This is a genomic window from Bordetella genomosp. 6 (assembly GCF_002119705.1).
GTDB classification, from domain to species: domain Bacteria; phylum Pseudomonadota; class Gammaproteobacteria; order Burkholderiales; family Burkholderiaceae_B; genus Bordetella; species Bordetella bronchiseptica_F.
The window spans coordinates 545572-563348 of record NZ_CP021107.1; the positions used below are offsets into that span (position 1 = coordinate 545572).

Annotated in this window: 14 protein-coding genes and 1 riboswitch; of the genes, 6 read left to right on the forward strand and 8 right to left on the reverse strand. The window is 69.1% G+C overall.

Going from position 1 to position 17777, the window contains the following annotated elements; all coding sequences use genetic code 11:
- Positions 1-194 precede the first annotated feature (194 nt).
- The 4 genes from CAL11_RS02640 to rfaE2 all read left to right on the forward strand — a co-directional run bounded on the left by CAL11_RS02640 (position 195) and on the right by rfaE2 (position 4119).
- Positions 195-830, forward strand: coding sequence for a ubiquinone biosynthesis accessory factor UbiJ (locus CAL11_RS02640; RefSeq protein WP_033454973.1), 636 nt, complete (start codon positions 195-197; stop codon positions 828-830).
- Positions 827-2389, forward strand: a complete 1563-nt coding sequence (gene ubiB / locus CAL11_RS02645; RefSeq protein ID WP_080699678.1) for a ubiquinone biosynthesis regulatory protein kinase UbiB — start codon at positions 827-829, stop codon at positions 2387-2389. Before CAL11_RS02640 ends, ubiB begins: the two co-directional genes overlap by 4 nt.
- Positions 2390-2554: 165 nt before the next feature.
- Positions 2555-3433: a ferritin gene (locus tag CAL11_RS02650; RefSeq protein ID WP_033454972.1), complete on the forward strand. Its 879-nt coding sequence runs from the start codon at positions 2555-2557 to the stop codon at positions 3431-3433.
- Between the two features lie 197 nt (positions 3434-3630).
- Positions 3631-4119, forward strand: a complete 489-nt coding sequence (gene rfaE2 / locus CAL11_RS02655) for a D-glycero-beta-D-manno-heptose 1-phosphate adenylyltransferase (protein WP_086092076.1) — start codon at positions 3631-3633, stop codon at positions 4117-4119.
- A gap of 24 nt (positions 4120-4143) precedes the next feature.
- Here the strand turns inward: rfaE2 and CAL11_RS02660 are convergent, their stop codons facing one another.
- The 6 genes from CAL11_RS02660 to CAL11_RS02685 all read right to left on the reverse strand — a co-directional run bounded on the left by CAL11_RS02660 (position 4144) and on the right by CAL11_RS02685 (position 10753).
- Positions 4144-5463 carry a TolC family outer membrane protein gene (locus CAL11_RS02660; RefSeq protein WP_033454968.1) on the reverse strand — a complete coding sequence of 440 codons (1320 nt, stop codon included), beginning with the start codon at positions 5461-5463 and terminating at the stop codon, positions 4144-4146.
- Between the two features lie 3 nt (positions 5464-5466).
- Entirely contained in the window at positions 5467-6147 is a 681-nt protein-coding gene (locus tag CAL11_RS02665; protein WP_033454966.1) for a protein-L-isoaspartate O-methyltransferase family protein, read from the reverse strand.
- Between the two features lie 62 nt (positions 6148-6209).
- The gene (gene thiD / locus CAL11_RS02670; RefSeq protein ID WP_033461634.1) at positions 6210-7061 is read right to left on the reverse strand and encodes a bifunctional hydroxymethylpyrimidine kinase/phosphomethylpyrimidine kinase; all 852 of its coding nucleotides are present in this window, start codon (positions 7059-7061) and stop codon (positions 6210-6212) included.
- Entirely contained in the window at positions 7058-7855 is a 798-nt protein-coding gene (locus CAL11_RS02675; protein ID WP_033455019.1) for a thiazole synthase, read from the reverse strand. Before CAL11_RS02675 ends, thiD begins: the two co-directional genes overlap by 4 nt.
- A 103-nt stretch (positions 7856-7958) precedes the next feature.
- Positions 7959-8852: a cobalamin-binding protein gene (locus tag CAL11_RS02680; RefSeq protein ID WP_086092077.1), complete on the reverse strand. Its 894-nt coding sequence runs from the start codon at positions 8850-8852 to the stop codon at positions 7959-7961.
- Between the two features lie 11 nt (positions 8853-8863).
- Positions 8864-10753 (reverse strand): TonB-dependent receptor domain-containing protein, encoded by a 1890-nt coding sequence (locus CAL11_RS02685; protein ID WP_086092078.1) that lies wholly within the window; start codon positions 10751-10753, stop codon positions 8864-8866.
- 72 nt (positions 10754-10825) lie between these two features.
- A riboswitch (cobalamin riboswitch) is annotated at positions 10826-10984 on the reverse strand.
- A 105-nt stretch (positions 10985-11089) separates the two neighbouring features.
- Here CAL11_RS02685 and metH point away from each other — a divergent pair.
- Positions 11090-14863: a methionine synthase gene (gene metH / locus CAL11_RS02690; protein WP_086092079.1), complete on the forward strand. Its 3774-nt coding sequence runs from the start codon at positions 11090-11092 to the stop codon at positions 14861-14863.
- 26 nt (positions 14864-14889) lie between these two features.
- Here the strand turns inward: metH and CAL11_RS02695 are convergent, their stop codons facing one another.
- A complete protein-coding gene (locus CAL11_RS02695) occupies positions 14890-15663 on the reverse strand; it encodes a class I SAM-dependent methyltransferase (RefSeq protein ID WP_086092080.1) in 774 nt (257 codons plus the stop codon).
- Between the two features lie 89 nt (positions 15664-15752).
- Here CAL11_RS02695 and CAL11_RS02700 point away from each other — a divergent pair, with 89 nt between their 5' ends.
- The gene (locus tag CAL11_RS02700) at positions 15753-16562 is read left to right on the forward strand and encodes a helix-turn-helix transcriptional regulator (protein ID WP_086092081.1); all 810 of its coding nucleotides are present in this window, start codon (positions 15753-15755) and stop codon (positions 16560-16562) included.
- 12 nt (positions 16563-16574) lie between these two features.
- On the opposite strand, the gene mutY is transcribed toward CAL11_RS02700, so the two are convergent.
- Positions 16575-17651, reverse strand: coding sequence for an A/G-specific adenine glycosylase (gene mutY, locus CAL11_RS02705; RefSeq protein WP_086092082.1), 1077 nt, complete (start codon positions 17649-17651; stop codon positions 16575-16577).
- Between the last annotated feature and the right edge of the window lie 126 nt (positions 17652-17777).

Genomic DNA, 17777 nt, shown 5'->3' on the forward strand with positions numbered 1-17777 from the left:
CGCGAACCGGCCCCGCGCCCTGGCCCGACGGCCGGGCCGCACCGTGAACCGGCCCACCAGGGCCGGTTCGCTTATGGACCGGTCTTGCGCGGCATCAATGGCCGGCCGGCACACGGTGCTTTTGAACCCGTTACACTGCGCTTTTGTCTTTGTTGCTGCGGACACCCCGCGGGTGGTCCGCGCCTGTCGATTCCATGCTGCCTTTTGCTGCCCTGCCCACCTTGCCGAGGATCGCCGCGCGCGCGCTGAACGCGTTGCTCGAACGCGAATCCTGGGCGCGCGACCGGCTGGCGCGCCACGCCGGCAAGACCGTGCGGTTCGCGCTGGGCGGGTTCGCGCTGTCGCTGACCATCGATAGCGAGGGACGGCTGCAGGAGGCCGATTCTGCGGTGGTGCCGAACGTCACGCTGTCGGCGGCCGAGTCCTTCAGCCTGGCGCGCCTGCTGCCTGGCGACGGACGCGCCGATTTCGCCGAGCTGACACATATTTCGGGCGATGCGGCGCTGGCGCAGGTGGTGGCCGACCTGGCCCGCGACCTGCGCTGGGACGCCGAGGACGAGCTGGCCCGCGTGGTCGGCGACATCCCGGCGGCGCGCCTGCTGGGCGGCGTGCGCGCGCTGGCGGGCGGCGCCCGCGAGGCCGGCGGCCGGCTGGCCCGCAACGTGTCCGAATACCTGGCCGAGGAAAGCGCGGTGCTGGTGGGCCGGCCGCAATGGGAGCAATGGCGCCTGGACCTGGCTCGGTTCGGCGCCGACAGCGACGCGCTGGCGCGTTCGGCGGCGGCGCTGGAAGCGCGCCTGGCCCGCCTGGACGCAAGGCGGGGCGCATGAACGCCATGCTGACGTTCCTGCGCCTGCTGCGCATCATGCTGGTTTCCCTGCGGTATGGGCTCGACGAGCTGGTGCTGTCGAGCCTGAACCATCCGCTGGCCACGTGCCTGCTGCGGATCATGCGGCTGGGTACCCGGCCGCGCGCGCCGCGCGGCGTGCGGCTGCGCATGGCGCTGGAGTCGCTCGGGCCCATCTTCGTCAAGTTCGGGCAGGTGCTGTCGACGCGCCGCGACCTGATTCCGGCCGATATCGCCAACGAGCTGGCGCTGCTGCAGGACCGCGTGCCGCCGTTTCCGTCGGCGCAGGCGGCAGCCAGCATCGAGGCGGCGCTGGGCGCGCCGCCGGCGCAGCTGTTCGCGCAGTTCGAGGTCGACCCGGTGGCCTCGGCCTCGATCGCCCAGGTGCACTTCGCCGTGCTGCACGACGGCCGCGAGGTGGCGGTCAAGGTGCTGCGTCCGGGCATGCTCAACGTCATCGAAAAGGACCTGGCGCTGCTGCGCGTGGTGGCCGGCGTGATCGAGCGCCTGGGCGCCGACGGCCGGCGGCTGAAGCCGCGCGAGGTGGTGGCCGAGTTCGACAAATACCTGCACGACGAACTCGACCTGGTGCGCGAAGCGTCCAATTGCAGCCAGTTGCGGCGCAACTTCGGCCCGGAGTCGGGCCGCGGCGAGATGCTGATCGTTCCCGAGGTGGTATGGGAGTACACCGCCAGCACCGTGTTCACCATGCAGCGCATGTACGGCATCCCGGTCGGCCAGGTCGACCGACTGCGCGCCGCCGGCATCGATATCCCCACACTGGCGCGCAGCGGGGTGGAAATTTTCTTCACCCAGGTCTTCACCGACGGGTTCTTCCACGCCGACATGCACCCGGGCAATATCTACGTGTCCGATGCGCCGCAGACGCTGGGCAGCTACATCGCGCTGGACTTCGGCATCGTGGGTTCATTGTCCGAGTTCGACAAGAACTACCTGGCGCAGAATTTCCTGGCCTTTTTCCACCGCGACTATCGCCGCGTGGCCCAGCTGCACATCGAGTCGGGCTGGGTGCCGCCCGAAACCCGCGAGGAAGAGCTCGAAGGCGCGGTGCGCGCGGTGTGCGAACCCTATTTCGACCGTCCGCTGGCGGAGATCTCGCTGGGCCAGGTGCTGCTGCGGCTGTTCCAGACTTCGCGCCGCTTCAACGTCGAGATCCAGCCGCAGCTGGTGCTGTTGCAGAAAACCCTGCTCAACGTCGAAGGCCTGGGGCGCCAGCTCGATCCCAACCTGGATCTCTGGAAAACCGCCAAGCCCTATCTCGAGCACTGGATGCGGCAGCGCATCGGCCTGACCGGGCTGCGCCAGAGCCTGGCCAAGGAGGCCGGCCAATGGTCGCAGATGCTGCCATCGCTGCCGCGCCTGGTGCATGAGCATCTCAGCCGCCCCAACCTGACGCCGCACCTGCTGGCCGAGATGAACCGCCTGCGCCGCGCCCAGGAGCAGGGCAATCGCCTGACGGCCGCCCTGACCGCGGTGCTGGCCGTGGCGGTGGCCGTGGCCCTGTGGGCCTTGAACCGGTAGCGCATCATGATTTGAGTCCTCCTGTCATGGTTTCGTCACCGAACTGTCATTACAGCTTCGCGCTAACCGGCGATAACTACTAGAACTCGCCCGGTCCGTGGCCGACCCGAACCGATTTTCACCATCCTATGAGCCCCAAGCGGGAATTCTGAACAAGGGCCGACTATGCTTTACCCTGAACTCTTCAAAACCATGGAAGCGGTGCGCTGGAATATGGCGTCCGATATCCCATGGGACGACTTCGACGGCAGCAAGCTGTCCGACGAGCAAGCCCACACCATCAAGATGAACGCCATCACCGAGTGGGCGGCCTTGCCGGCCACCGAGATGTTCCTGCGCGACAACCGCGGCGACAGCGATTTCTGCGCGTTCATGTCGGTCTGGTTTTTCGAAGAGCAGAAGCACTCGCTGGTCCTGATGGAGTACCTGCGCCGCTTCCGGCCGGAACTGATGCCGACCGAAGAGGAACTGCACAAGGTCCGTTTCGAGTTCGATCCGGCGCCGGAGCTGGAGACGCTGATGCTGCACTTCTGCGGCGAGATCCGGCTGAACCACTGGTACCGCTGCGCCGCCGACTGGCACACCGAGCCGGTGATCAAGGCGATCTACCGCACGGTCGCCAAGGACGAGGCGCGCCATGCGGGCGCCTACCTGCAGTACATGCGGCGCGCGCTGCACGACCGTGGCGACCAGACCAGCCTGCAGGCCCGCCAGTCGTTCGCCAAGATCGGCGTGCTGATGGCTTCGGCCAGCCGCACCGCGCAGGCCATGCATCCGACCAACCTGCACGTCAACAAGGCCCTGTTCCCCAACGACACGGTGCAGTCGCGCCTGCCCGAGCCGGGCTGGCTGGAGCACTGGCTCGACACCCAGATCCGTTTCGACGGCATCTGGGAGGGCAAGGTCGCCACCCGCATCCTGCACATCCTGTCCAAGCTGCTCGATCGCCAGTTCGACAGCGTCAAGGACCTGAACCGATACCGCAAGGAGCAGACCGGCCGCGTGCTGGCCCCGCAGGAAGGGCTGGTGCTGGCCGGGGCGTAAGCGGCGCCTGTCTCGCGGATATGCCGTCTTGGTCGTCAACCGCTCATGGCGTAGAGCGGTGTGCCTGTCCCAGCGGGGACAGGCACGCGAGACGTCAGAAGTCAGCGGGAGCCGGTTGCCATGCGGGGACAGGCGCCCGAGAAGTCAGCGGGAGCCAGTCCCCATGCGGGGACAGGCTCCCGAGTACAATTCCTTTCATGTCTTCCGCCCGTTTCGAATCCAAGATCCTGTCGCGCGCCGAGCTGGTTGCCGCCGTGGCCGCCGGCCGTCTGCCGCGTCCGCTGGTGTTCACCAACGGCGTGTTCGATATCCTGCACCGCGGCCACGTCACCTATCTGGACCAGGCCGCCCAGTTGGGCGCGACCCTGGTGGTGGCGGTCAATACGGACGAGTCCGTGCGGCGCCTGGGCAAGGGCAGCGACCGGCCGCTCAACCAGGTGGAAGACCGCGCCGCGCTGCTGGCGGCATTGGGCTGCGTCGATGCGGTCACTTCCTTTCACGAGGACACGCCGCAGGAACTCATCGGCGAGCTGCGTCCCGACCTGATCGTCAAGGGCGGCGACTACGACATGGATACCCTGCCGGAGACGGCCCTGGTCAAGAGCTGGGGCGGCCGGGCGGTGGCGATTCCGTTCGATTTCCAGCGTTCCACCACCGCGCTGCTGGGCAAGATCCGCCAGGGCTGAGCGCCTTCTTGCGGGCGCGCCGGTTCAGTTGCGTGGCAGCCGGAGCAGGCGGTTGACCGCGTCCAGGTCGGTTTCGGAGAGGATGCCGCTTACCGCTTTCAGGCGCAGGCTGTCGAGCAGGGCGCCGTAGCGCGCCTGCGCCAGGTCGCGCTGGGTGGCGTACAGCTGCTGCTGCGCGTTGAGCACGTCCAGGTTGATGCGCACCCCCAGCTCGTAGCCGGTCTGGTTGGCCTGGACGGCGGCCCGGCTGGATTTCTCGCCCGCTTCCAGCGCGCGCACGCGCGCCAGCCCGGTCAAGACGCCGTTGTAGTACAGGCGCGCCGATTGCACGGCCTGGCGCCGCGCGTTCTCGAAGTCGTGGCGGGCCTTTTGTTCCAGTTGGACTTTTTCTGTTACCTGAGAGGAGATACCGCCGCCGGCATACAGCGGGATCGACAATGTCACGCCGACGGTGTTCTCGATCGGGCGGCCCGGCCCGGTGCCCTGCAGTACGCCATCGGTCGCGCTGCCGCTGCTGGCGCGCAGATTGAGGGTGGGCATGTGGCCGCTGCGGGCGATCTGGATTTCGTGGCTGGCGATGCGGGTCTGCAGCTGCGCGCGCAGCACGTCCAGCCCCGAGGCCTCGGCCTGCGTGGACCAGTCGTTCAGGCGCGCCGGCTGCGGCGCCGGCAGCGGTATGCCTGGCGGCAGTTCGGCCAGCGCGCCGGGCGCCTCGCCCATGATGCGCGACAGCGCGTCGCGCTGGGTCTGCAGGTCGTTCTGTTGCCGCAGCTCCTCGGCCACGACCAGGTCGTAGCGCGCCTGGGCTTCGTAGGTGTCGGTGATGGTCGCGTTGCCCAGCTCGAAGGTGCGCTTGGCGGCGGCCAGCTGTTCGGCGACGGCGGCCTTCTCGGCCTCGGTGGCGGCCAGCGCGTCCTGGGCGGTGAGGATGCCGAAATAGGCATCGGCCACGCGCAGCATCAGGTCCTGGAAGGCCTGCTGCAACTGCACTTCGACGTCGGCCACGACCAGCTTGGATTGCTCGAAGCGCTGCCAGCGCGACCAGTCGAACAGCGGCTGGGTCAGGACCAGGTCCCAGGTGCCGCGCCCGCCGCTGTGCGACACGCCCAGGCCGTGGGTGGTGCGGCTTTCGTTATACAGGCCGCCGGCTTCGCCCGAGAGGGCAGGCAGCAGTCCGGCGCGGGCTTGCGGCAGCTTTTCCTGGCCCGCCCGGTAGGCGGCGCGCGCCGCGGCGAATTGCGGATCGTTGGACAGGCCGGCCCGCCAGGCCTGCATCAGGTCCTGCGCGCTGGCGTTCGCGGCGCAGGCCAAGGTAAGCAACGCCGCAACCCGCCCGATACGCATGGTTCAGAATTTGAACTGGGATACGGTGGTGCCGCGCAGCGGCTTGATGACGGTCTCGAACAGCGAGACGGTCTCGAAGCTGGCGGCCGTGGTGCGCGTGATGCGGTAGGCGGTCATGATGGGCGCCTGGCCGACGATGACGACCAGCCGGCCGCCGACGCGCAACTGGTATTTCAGGGCGTCGGGCACCACCGGAACCGAACCGGTGACCAGGATCGCGTCGTATTCGGTCGAGCCCCAGCCATTGCGGCCGTCGCCCGTTTCGACCTTGACGTCGGTCACATTGTTGACCTGCAGGTTCTGCTGGGCGAAGGTGGCCAGGCGGCTGTCGATTTCGACCGTGGTCACCTGCTGGGCGAGGTACGCCAGCAGGGCGGCCTGGTAGCCCGAGCCGGTGCCGATCTCCAGCACACAGTCGGTCGGCTGCAGCAGCAGCTCCTGGGCCAGGCGCGCCTCGATCTTGGGGGCCAGCATGTTCTGGCGCGTGTTGGCCGCGTTGATTTCAAGCGGGATTTCGAGGTCGGAGAAGGCCAGGGCGCGTAGCGCCGGCGGAACGAACAACTCCCGGCGCACGGCGAACAGGGCGTCCAGCACCTTGGGGTCGAGCACGTCCCAGGGGCGGATTTGCTGTTCCACCATGTTGAATCGGGCTTGTTCTACGTCGGGCAGGGTCGAAGCATTCATGACGGAAAATCGGAAACCAAATAGAGGGGAGTCAACAGACCATTGTACCGATTCGGCCGGCACTACCACCAAGCATGGAAATGATGCACCGGCCCGTGGCCGCCGCCGACCTGCAGGCGGTCGGCCTGGCGGATGGCTTCGGTCAGGTAGGCCTTGGCCCGGCGGGCCGCCTCGGGCACGTCCTGGCACTGGGGCAGCAGGGCCGCCAGGGCGGCCGACAGGGTGCAGCCCGTGCCGTGCGTATTGGGCGTTTCGATGCGGTGGCCCGGCAGTTCGATCATGCGGTCGCCGTCGTGCAGCAGGTCTATGGTCTCGCTGCCGGGCAGGTGGCCGCCCTTGACCATGACCCAGCGCTGGCCCGCGTGGGTCATGCGGTTGCGCAGCCGCTCGGCGACGCGCCGCATTTCCTTCAGTGTCTCGACCGGCCGTTCGTCCAGCAGCACGCCGGCCTCGGGCAGGTTGGGCGTGAGCAGCGTGGCCAGCGGCACCAGCGTCTCGCGCAGCGCGCCCACGGCGCGGCGCTCCAGCAGCAGGTCGCCGCTCTTGGCCACCATGACCGGGTCGAGCACGAGGTGCGCGGGCTTCCAGCGCGCCAGCTTTTCGGCCACCACCAGGGTGACGGCCTCCTGGCCCAGCATGCCCAGCTTGACGGCGTCGATGGGCACGTCGGCGAACAGCGTGTCGATCTGCAGGCCGACGAACTCGGCCGGCACCGGCGAGATGCCGGTCACGCCCTGGGTATTCTGCGCGGTCATGGCCGCGATGACGGCGCAGCCGTAGGCGCCCAGGGCGCTCATGGCCTTGACGTCGGCCAGCACGCCGGCGCCGCCGGACGGGTCGACGCCGGCGATGCTCAGCGCGTGGGGGATCCGGCGCTCGCCGCGCGGCGCCGCCGAAGAGGTGGGGTGGCTCATTTGACTGCGGCGATCAGGCCTTCGGTGGGCGAGCTGGGGGCCGCGCTGTACAGCTTGCGCGGCACGCGGCCGGCCAGGTAGGCCTCGCGGCCGCCCTCGACCGCCTTGCGCATGGCGCTGGCCATCAGCACCGGATCGCGGGCGCCGGCGATGGCGGTGTTCATGAGCACGCCGTCGCAGCCCAGCTCCATGGCGATGGCGGCGTCCGAGGCGGTGCCCACGCCGGCGTCGACCAGCACCGGCACGCTGCTCTGGTCGATGATCAGGCGCAGGTTCCAGGGGTTCAGGATGCCCATGCCCGAGCCGATCAGCGAGGCCAGCGGCATCACCGCGACCGCGCCCAGGTCTTCCAGCATGCGGCACTGGATGGGGTCGTCGGTGCAATACACCATGACCTTGAAGCCGTCGTCGACCAGCGTCTTGGTGGCTTTCAGGGTTTCCGGCATGTTGGGAAACAGGTTCTGCGGGTCGCCCAGCACCTCCAGCTTGACCAGGTCGTGGCCGTCGAGCAGCTCGCGGGCTAGGCGCAGCGTGCGCACCGCGTCGTCGGCGCTGTAGCAGCCGGCGGTGTTGGGCAGCAGCGTGAACTGCGACGGCGGCACGAAGTCGAGCAGGCTCGGCTCGTCCGGATTCTGGCCGATATTGGTGCGGCGGATGGCGACAGTGACGATCTGGGTGCCGCTGGCGTCCAGCGCGGCGCGCGTCTGCGCGAAATCCTGGTATTTGCCGGTGCCGACCAGCAGGCGCGATTGGTAGACGCGGCCGGCGATGGTGAGGGTGTCTTCAGTGGTCATGGCGATGCTTCGGTGGGCGGGCGCGCAGGCGCGCGTCCGCAAGAATGTTTGCGGCGGTAGGGCCAATGATAAAGCACCCCGGGGCTGGCCGGCGGCGCGGGCGCTAGCCGCGCGCCTCGTCCAGGCGCGCGCACAGCTGCTCGGCGGCGTCGATCAGGCGGGCGGTGGGGCGATACAGGCTGTCGGCATCGATGCCATAGAGATGGCCGCGCAGGGCGGCCGGCACGCCGGCGGCCTGCCAGGCCCGCAGGGTGGCGGCCGCGTCGGCGCTCCCGTCCACGCCGGCCACGATGGCGTCCGGGCGCGCGGCCAGCACGCCTTCCAGCGTGACCTGGGGCGCCAGGATGGGCGCCTGGCCGTAGACGTTCACGCCGCCGCACAGGCGCAGCACGTCGCCGACGATGCTCTGGTCGTTGAGCGTGAACAGCGGGTCGGTGCCCGCCTGCACGAACACCCGCACCGGCGCCTTGCCGGCGTAGCGCGCGGCCAGGGCCGCCAGGCGCGCGCGCAGGGCGGCCGCGCCGGCGTCGGCCTGCGCTTCGGTGCCGAACAGCCGTCCCAGCTGCTCGATGGCGGCCGGGATATCGGCCAGGGTGCGCGGATCGCTGTAGTACAGCGCCGCGCCCAGGCGGGCCGCGATCGGGGCCAGCGCCGCGCCGGCGGCTGGTTGCCAGCCGATCAGCAGGTCGGGTCGCAGGACGGCGATGCGTTCGGGGTCCGGCTGCATGGCGTCGCCCACGCTGGGCAGCTGGCGCGCCGCGGGCGGGTAGTCGGTGCCGCGCACCGCGCCGACCAGGCGGTCGCCGGCGCCGGCCGCGTAGACCAGTTCCGCGGCATGCGGCGCCAGCACGATGGCGCGGCGCGCCGGCTGGGCCAGCTCGACGGTGCGCCGCTGGTCGTCGACCACCCGCACGGGCGCGGCGCCGGCCGCGCCCAGCGCGGTCAGCGCCGCCACGGTCAGGGCGGCCAGGCGCGGGGCGAGGCGGGCGGGGGACATGGCGGGCCTGCCTACATGCGCCACGACAGGTTGACGAAGGCGTTCGAGCCGGCCGTGTTGTAGCCGTCGGCCAAGGTGTAGCGCTGGCCGAGCACGTTGTTCCAGCGCACCTGCACCTGCATGTTGCGGCTCAGGTCGTAGGCCGCGGTCAGGTTGACCAGGCCGTAGCCGCCCAGGCGCTTTTCCTCGGGGACACCGTAGTCGTAGCGCTCGTCCGAGGCGTACCACTCGGCGCCCACCAGCAGGCGGTCGAAGCGATGGTCGACGCCGGCGCGCAGCACCGTGCGGGCGCGGCGCAGCAATTGCTTGCCGGTGTCTTCGTTGCGCGGGTTGCTCAGGTCCAGGCTGGCGCGCAGGCGCGTGTTGCCGAAGCGGTGCGCGCCGCTGATGGTGAAGCCTTGCAGGCGGGCGCGCCCGACGTTCTCGACCGTGCTGAAGTCGTCGGTCACCTGGATCAGGTTCTTGACGCGCGTCTGGTAGTACACCAAGCCCAGTTCGCTGTCCTCGTCCTGGTATTTCAGGCCGATCTCGGCGTTGCGCGACTCTTCCGGCTTGAGGTCGGGGTTGCCGCGATAGCCGAACGCGCTGGTCGGCGTGTACAGGTCGTTGAACGACGGCGCCCGAAAGCCCGTGTTGGCGGCCACGGTGGCGCGCAGGTTGGGCGTCAGGTCGAACCCGTAAGCCAGGCCGCCGGTGGTGTGGCTGCCGAACTGCGAGTTGTTGTCGTTGCGCAGGCTGGCCTGCACGTGGTGGCGGCCGAAATCGCCCAGGTACACGCCGGTGTACGAGTTCACGTGGCGCCGCGTCTCGGTGTAGTTGCCGATCCCGGTGGGGGTGCTCATCTGGCCGTCGGCGCGCTGGTCCAGGTGTTCGTAGGCCAGCGTCAGCGTCTGGCCGGCGGCCAGCGTGAAGTCGTTCTGCCACACGTACTGCATCTGGCGGGTCCGGAAGCGCGTATTGGTGTCTTCGAACATGCCTTCGGCGCGCGAATCGTTCCTGTCTTCCACGTAGCCGGCGCGCAGCGTGCTCTTCCAGTAGCGGGTCAGGCGGTTTTCGCTGGCCAGCGAATAGGCCTGCAGGTCCTGGATGTAGCGGTCGTTGTAGTCGTACGAGGCCGAGGCGTCGTAGCCGCCGTTGACGCGGCTGCGGTAGACCTGCGCCACCACTTTCTGCTCGGGGCGCCATTCGTAGCCCAGCGTGCCGGTGGCGTAGTTCTGGTAGTAGCTGTCCTTGTCCGGGTTGTACGAGAACGAGCGGCGGTTGGTGGCGTTGAAGCCATGGCTCTGGCCATAGCCGGTGGACAGGCTGTAGCTGAAGCCGTCGGCCGCGCCCGACACGCCGGCGTCGTAGCGGCTGGTGCCGTAGGTGCCGTAGCCGGCGTTGGCATAGGCCGACAGCGGCTTGTCGCCCGGCTCGCGGGTAATGATGTTGATCACCCCGCCGATCGCGTCGGCCCCGTACAGGCTGCTGGCCGCGCCGCGCACGATCTCGATGCGTTCGATGGCCTCCGGCGGCAGCGCGTTCAGCGCAATGCCGCCGCCGTTGGCGTTGTTGATGCGCTGGCCATTGAGCAGGACCAGGGTCTGGTTGCTGTTGGCCCCGCGCATGAACAGGCTGGTGACGCTTTGCGGGCCGCCGCTGTCGGCGAATTCGATGCCATGCTGCTGCGCCAGCACTTCGGCCAGGCTGGACTGGCCGGCGCGCGCCAGCGTATCGCGCTCGATCACGCTGGCGTCGGCCAGCACATTCCTGAGCAGCTGGGGCGAGCGCGCGGCGGTGACGACGACGGGATCGAGTTCGGGGATGGGTTGGCCGGCGGTGGCGCCGGTCTGGGCGTGGCCGGTCAACGGAGCGACACAGGCCAGGACACCGGCGCAGCGCCGGAGTGAACGGGATTTCATGACGGATGGTTCTCAGTGTGACGCGCGACCCCGCACGTCGTTCACGAAAATGAGCATGGCCGCGGGCGGCGCATCCTCGCTGTCGAACCGGCCGGTATCGGGCTGCCACGGCGCGTCGCGCGCCGTGGGGACCGTTGCGGGGGCAGCACAGGCTGGGCAGGGCCTTCCTGTTTCCCGTTTACCTTCCGCGCAAGCGTACTTGCCGAAAGCACCGGTTCGGGGCCAGAACTGTATCACCGCGGGGCAGGGAAATGCCCATTTTGTTACCATGTCAGCTTGATTTTTGGGTCGTTTCTTGCCTTTTTGCCACACCGCGCGCCCATCCCAGGACAAACCGTGCCTTATCCCCGTATCCCCTTCCCGCTGTCCGCCTACACGCATGGCGGCGAGTTCGTCCGCCAACTGGACCAGCGCATCCTGATCCTGGACGGTGCCATGGGCACGATGATCCAGCGCTACAAGCTGGGCGAGGCCGATTTCCGCGGCGAGCGCTTCGCCGAGCACCACAAGGATCTCAAGGGCGACAACGAACTGCTGTCGCTGGTGCGCCCGGACGTGATCTCGGAAATCCACCGGCAGTACCTCGAGGCCGGCGCCGACGTGATCGAGACCAACACCTTCGGCGCCACGTCGATCGCCCAGGGCGACTACGACCTGCCGGAGCTGGCCTACGAGATGAACCTGGAGTCGGCCCGCCTGGCGCGCGCCGCCTGCGACGCCTACAGCACGCCCGAGCATCCGCGCTTCGTGGCCGGGGCGCTGGGGCCGCAGCCCAAGACGGCGTCCATCTCGCCCGACGTCAACGACCCGGGCGCGCGCAACGTCACCTTCGACGAGCTGCGCGCGGCCTATGTCGAGCAGCTCAATGGCCTGCTCGACGGCGGCATCGACATCGTCCTGATCGAAACCATCTTCGATACGCTCAATGCCAAGGCGGCCATCTTCGCCGTCGAGGAAGTGTTCGAGGCGCGCGGCGTGCGCCTGCCGGTGATGATTTCGGGCACCGTGACCGACGCGTCGGGCCGCATCCTGTCCGGCCAGACCGTCGAGGCGTTCTGGAACTCGGTGCGCCATGCGCGGCCGGTCACCATCGGCCTGAACTGCGCGCTGGGCGCGGCGCTGATGCGTCCGTACGTGGCCGAGCTGTCCAAGATCTGCGACACCTACGTGTGCGTCTACCCCAACGCCGGCCTGCCCAATCCCATGGCCGAGACGGGTTTTGACGAAACGCCGGCCGATACCTCGGCCCTGCTGGAAGAGTTCGCCCAGGCCGGGCTGGTCAACATGGCCGGCGGCTGTTGCGGCACCACGCCCGAGCACATCCGCGCCATCGCCGGCAAGGTGGCCTCGCTGACGCCGCGCGCGGTGCCCGAGGTGCCGGTCAAGACCCGCCTGTCGGGCCTGGAGGCGCTCAACATCGACGACGAGACCCTGTTCGTCAACGTGGGCGAGCGCACCAACGTGACGGGCAGCAAGATGTTCGCCCGCCTGGTCCGCGAGGAGAAATACGACGAGGCGCTGGCCGTGGCGCGCCAGCAGGTCGAGAACGGCGCCCAGATCATCGACGTCAACATGGACGAAGCGATGCTGGATTCGGTGGCCTGCATGCACCGCTTCCTCAACCTGATCGCGTCCGAGCCCGATATCGCGCGGGTGCCGGTGATGATCGACAGCTCCAAGTGGGAAGTGATCGAGACCGGCCTGAAGTGCGTGCAGGGCAAGGCCGTGGTCAACTCGATTTCCATGAAGGAAGGCGAGGAGCCGTTCCGCCACCATGCGCGGCTGTGCCGCCGCTATGGCGCGGCCATGGTGGTCATGGCCTTCGACGAACAGGGGCAGGCCGACTCGCTGGAGCGCCGCAAGGAAATCTGTGGCCGCGCCTACCGTATCCTGGTCGAGGAAGAAGGCTTCCCGCCCGAGGACATCATCTTCGATCCCAACGTGTTCGCGGTGGCCACCGGCATCGACGAGCACAATCACTACGCCGTCGATTTCATCGAAGGCGCGCGCTGGATCCGCGCGAACCTGCCGCACGCGCGCATTTCGGGCGGCATCTCGAACGTCAGCTTCTCGTTCCGCGGCAACGAGCCGATGCGCGAGGCGATCCATACCGTTTTCCTGTACTACGCCATCGAGGCGGGGCTGACGATGGGCATCGTCAACGCGGGCCAGCTGGGCGTATACGCCGACCTGGCGCCGCACCTGCGCGACCTGGTCGAGGACGTCATCCTGGACCGCCCCGAGCCGGTGGGCCGCGCCGACCCGTCCGACGAGCGCTCGCCCACCGAGCGGCTGGTCCAGTTCGCCGAGACCGTCAAGGGCTCGGGCGCGAAGAAGGAAGAAGACCTGACCTGGCGCACCGGCGCGGTCGAGCAGCGCCTGGCGCATGCCCTGGTGCATGGCATCACCACTTTCATCGTCGAGGACACCGAAGAAGTGCGCCAGCAGGTCGCCGCGCGCGGCGGGCGCACCATCGAAGTGATCGAAGGCCCGCTGATGGATGGCATGAACGTGGTCGGCGACCTGTTCGGCGCGGGCAAGATGTTCCTGCCGCAGGTGGTGAAGTCGGCGCGCGTGATGAAACAGGCGGTGGCGCACCTGATTCCCTTCATCGAAGAGGAAAAGCGCCAGATCGCGGCGGCGGGCGGCGATGTGCGCGCCAAGGGCAAGATTGTCGTCGCCACCGTCAAGGGCGACGTGCACGACATCGGCAAGAACATCGTGTCGGTGGTCTTGCAGTGCAATAACTTCGAAGTCGTGAACATGGGCGTGATGGTGCCGTGCGCCCAGATCCTGCAGAAGGCCAAGGACGAGAACGCCGACATGATCGGCCTGTCGGGCCTGATCACGCCCAGCCTCGAAGAGATGGCCTACGTGGCTTCCGAAATGCAGCGCGACCCCTATTTCCGCGAACGCGCCATGCCGCTGATGATAGGCGGGGCGACCACCAGCCGGGTCCATACGGCGGTCAAGATCGCGCCCAACTACGACGGCCCCGTGATCTACGTGCCCGACGCCAGCCGCTCGGTCGGCGTGGCGACCAACCTCATGTCCGACCAGGCGCCGGCCTATCTGGCGGAGCTGGCGCAGGAGTACGAGGACGTGCGCCGCCGCCACGCCAACCGCAAGGCGGTGCCGCTGGTGTCGCTGGCCGAGGCGCGCGCGGCGCGCCCGCAGATCGACTGGTCAGGCTACCAGCCGCCGCGCCCCAAGTTCCTGGGCCGGCGCGCCTTCAAGAGCTACGACCTGGCCGAGATCGCGCGCTATATCGACTGGGGGCCGTTCTTCCAGACCTGGAGCCTGTTCGGCCCGTTCCCCGCCATCCTGGACGACAAGGTGGTGGGCGAGCAGGCGCGCAAGGTCTACGAGGAAGGCCAGGCCATGCTCAAGCGCATCATCGACGGGCGCTGGCTGACCGCCAGCGGCGTGGTCGGTTTCTATCCGGCCAACCGCGTCAATGACGAGGACATCGAGGTCTACGCGGACGAGACGCGCGGCGAAGTGCTGTTCACCTATCGCAACCTGCGCCAGCAGGGCGTCAAGCGCGAAGGCGTCAGCAACAAGTGCCTGGCCGACTACATCGCGCCGCGCGACAGCGGCCTGGTCGACTACATCGGCATGTTCGCCGTGACCGCCGGCCTGGGCATCGAAAAGAAAGAGGCCGAGTTCCAGGCGGCGCTGGACGACTATTCCAGCATCATGCTGAAGTCGCTGGCCGACCGGCTGGCCGAGGCGTTCGCCGAATGCATGCACGCGCGCGTGCGCCGCGACCTGTGGGGCTACGCGGCGGACGAGGCGCTGTCCAACGACGAGCTGATCGCCGAGAAGTACAGCGGCATCCGGCCGGCGCCCGGCTATCCGGCCTGCCCGGAGCACGTGGTCAAGACGGACCTGTTCCGCGTGCTGGACGCCGCGGACGTCGGCATGGAGCTGACCGACAGCTACGCCATGTTCCCGGCCTCCAGCGTCTCGGGGTTCTATTTCAGCCACCCCGAGTCGCAGTATTTCAACGTGGGCAACATCGGCGCCGACCAGCTGGCCGACTACGTGGCGCGCAGCGGCCGCGCCGAAGAGGACGTGCGCCGCACCCTGGCGCCGAACCTGGGCTAGCGAGGCCCGCCCGGCGCGGGTCTGTGCTAGGCCGGGCGCACCGCCACCAGCGTCAGCGTGTCGCTGGTGAACGAGCCGTCGGGCTGGATGGCGAAGTGCCGGCGCACCGGCGCCGGCGCGATGTCCGTCATGGCGCGCAGCGCCGCCACCAGCTCGGGCGGCGTGCGCATGCGCTCGACCCACGAGGTGAATTCCAGCGGCAGCCGGCGCGCGGTCAGGCCTTGCGTGACCAGTCCGGCCTCGGCGGCCATGCGCAGCCATTCGGCGGCCGAATAGTCGCGCACGTGCGAGGTGTCGCGCAGCACTTCGATGGTCTGCAGCCAGGTGTCGAGCAGGGCTTCGCCCGGGCTGACGACGTCGGCGAACACCGCGATGCCGCCGGGCTTGAGCACGCGGCGGGCTTCGCGCAGGGCCTGGCCCGGATCTTCCCAGTGATGGGTGGAGTAGCGGCTCATCACCAGGTCGAATTCGCCGTCGCCGAACGGCAGCGCCTCGGCCTTGCCGCGACAGGTGCGCAGGTTGGCCAGGCCGCGGCGCTCGGCTTCGCCGGCCACCACGTCCAGCATGGACTGCGACAGGTCATAGGCCACCACTTCGGCCACATGTGGCGCCACATGGAAGCTGACGTGCCCGCCGCCGGTGCCCAGGTCCAGCAGCCGCGCGCCGGGGTGTTCGCGGGCGATGGCGGCCATCTGCTGCAGGTCTTCGCCCTGGGCATGGACGGCGCTGGTCAGGTAGGCGCTGGCGCGGGGGCTGAATTGGCGTTCGACGGCGGCGTCGTGGGTGGGGGTGGCTGACATGGGAATCCTTGGTAGGCAGGGGCCGCGGATGCGGCACGAGTAAGATAGAAGGCTTCCGATACGCGTACAAGCCTATTGCTCATCCTGGTATGAACAGTGCTACCCATCTGGCCGCCCACGAAGGCTCGGCCCGGCGCCGGCAGGCGCTGGGCGAATTCGTGCGTACCGCGCGCGCCCGCATCACGCCGCAGATGGCCGGGCTGCCGGCCGGTTCGCGGCGCCGCACGCCGGGCCTGCGGCGCGAAGAAGTGGCGCAGCTGTCTGACATCAGCGTCACCTGGTACACGTGGATCGAGCAGGGCCGCGAGGTCACCGTATCGCCCGCGGTATGGGCGCGCATCGCCAACGTCCTGCACCTGGCGCGCGCCGAGCGCGCCTACCTGTTCGAGCTGGCCGAATGCGCCGACCCCCAGCAGCCGCGCGACGAGGGCGGCGATGCGCCCGTGTCGTTGCAGGCCTGCGTCGATGCCATCGACGCGCCGGCCTACGCACTGGACCGCGCCTGGAACGTGCTGGCCAGCAACGCCGCCATGCGCGAGCTGTTCGACGACTGGCCGCTGCGCGACGCGCAGCCCAACCTGCTGCGCTACATCTTCCTGGACCCGGCCGCGCGCGAACTGGTGGTCGATTGGGACCAGCGCGCGCGCCGCGTGGTGGCCGAGTTTCGCGCCGACGCGGGCGCCCACCTCGACGAGGCCGACGTGGTCGCGCTGCTCGACGAGCTCAATCGCGCCAGCCCGGTCTTCGCGCACTGGTGGACGCGCCACGCCGTGGTCGAGCGCGAGGGCGGCCTGCGCGAGTTCCAGCACCCGCGCAGCGGGCGCCAGGACCTGCAGCAGATTACCTTCAGGCTTGCCACGCACCCCGAGCTCAAGCTGGTGATGCTGCTGCCCTCGTAGGGCGCGTCAGCGCTACGCCTGGCGCGGCGGCGCGGGCAAGGCGGCCAGCAGGCCGTCGAGCAGCTTGCGCACCGGCGCGGGCAGCGCGGTGGCGGGCAGTTCGGCGGGGCTGACCCAGCGTTCGGGCGTGGCCGCCTGGCGCAGCGCCGCGCCGCGCACCGTCAGGTACCAGGGCCGCACGTGCAGCCGGTAGTGGGTGAACGTGTGCGCGAAGGCGGCCAGTTCGACCGGCGCCTCGGCCTGCAGGCCCAGTTCGCGGGCCGCCGCGCCCGGGTCGTGGGCCGGGTCGCATTCGGGCAGGCTCCACAGGCCGCCCCAGATGCCCGGCGCGGGGCGCAGGCGCAGCAGGATGCCGTCCGGGCCGTGCAGCACCAGCATGGCCGTGCTGCGTTCGGGGATGGCCTTGCGCGCCTTGGGCGTGGGCAGCTCGGCCTGGCGCCCGTCGCGGCGCGCGATACAGGACCGCGCCACCGGACAGCGCTCGCAGGCCGGCTTGCCGCGCGTGCACAGCGTCGCGCCCAGGTCCATCAGCCCTTGCGTGTAGCCGGGCATGTCCAGATCCGGCGCGGCCTGCACCTGGGCCGCGGCCAGCGCCCACAGCTGCTGTTCGACCGCGCGGCGGGCGGGGTCGCCCTCGATGCCGAAGTGGCGCGTGAAGACTCGCGTGACGTTGCCGTCCATGATGGGGCTGCGCTCGCCATAGGCAAAGGCGGCGATGGCCGCGGCCGTGGAGCGGCCGATGCCGGGCAGGGTGGCGATCTCTTCGGCGCGCGGCGGAAAGCGGCCGCCGCAGCGCTGCATGATTTCCTGCGCGCAGCGGTGCAGGTTGCGGGCGCGCGCGTAGTAGCCCAGGCCGGCCCAGTAGGGCATGACATCTTCCTGGCGCGCCGCCGCCAGGGCGGCCACATCGGGAAAACGTTCCAGGAAGCGCAGGTAATACGGGATGACCGTCGCCACCTGCGTCTGCTGCAGCATGATTTCCGAGAGCCAGATGCGATAGGGGTCGCGGGTGTTCTGCCAGGGCAGATCGTGGCGGCCATGGCGGGCCTGCCAGGCCGTGATGCGGGAGGCGAAGTCCATGGGCGCCATTATCGCATTGCCCTATTGCGGGGACGGGTCGGGCCGGGTACAAAGAGGGAAAAGAAGAAAGGCGTAGACGCGCCCGGATCTGTTGCCGTTGCCTCACAAGGGCTTGAGCGCGTGGCTGGTTCGGAC

Bases quoted from the DNA above. Each gene is read 5' to 3' on its own strand.
- thiD (WP_033461634.1), bottom strand. From the start codon at position 7,061: ATGAGCCACCCCACCTCTTCGGCGGCGCCGCGCGGCGAGCGCCGGATC.
- CAL11_RS02675 (WP_033455019.1), bottom strand. From the start codon at position 7,855: ATGACCACTGAAGACACCCTCACCATCGCCGGCCGCGTCTACCAATCG.
- CAL11_RS02685 (WP_086092078.1), bottom strand. From the start codon at position 10,753: ATGAAATCCCGTTCACTCCGGCGCTGCGCCGGTGTCCTGGCCTGTGTC.
- rfaE2 (WP_086092076.1), top strand. From the start codon at position 3,631: ATGTCTTCCGCCCGTTTCGAATCCAAGATCCTGTCGCGCGCCGAGCTG.
- CAL11_RS02650 (WP_033454972.1), top strand. From the start codon at position 2,555: ATGCTTTACCCTGAACTCTTCAAAACCATGGAAGCGGTGCGCTGGAAT.
- mutY (WP_086092082.1), bottom strand. From the start codon at position 17,651: ATGGCGCCCATGGACTTCGCCTCCCGCATCACGGCCTGGCAGGCCCGC.
- CAL11_RS02665 (WP_033454966.1), bottom strand. From the start codon at position 6,147: ATGAATGCTTCGACCCTGCCCGACGTAGAACAAGCCCGATTCAACATG.
- CAL11_RS02700 (WP_086092081.1), top strand. From the start codon at position 15,753: ATGAACAGTGCTACCCATCTGGCCGCCCACGAAGGCTCGGCCCGGCGC.
- CAL11_RS02640 (WP_033454973.1), top strand. From the start codon at position 195: ATGCTGCCTTTTGCTGCCCTGCCCACCTTGCCGAGGATCGCCGCGCGC.
- CAL11_RS02660 (WP_033454968.1), bottom strand. From the start codon at position 5,463: ATGCGTATCGGGCGGGTTGCGGCGTTGCTTACCTTGGCCTGCGCCGCG.
- CAL11_RS02695 (WP_086092080.1), bottom strand. From the start codon at position 15,663: ATGTCAGCCACCCCCACCCACGACGCCGCCGTCGAACGCCAATTCAGC.
- ubiB (WP_080699678.1), top strand. From the start codon at position 827: ATGAACGCCATGCTGACGTTCCTGCGCCTGCTGCGCATCATGCTGGTT.
- CAL11_RS02680 (WP_086092077.1), bottom strand. From the start codon at position 8,852: ATGTCCCCCGCCCGCCTCGCCCCGCGCCTGGCCGCCCTGACCGTGGCG.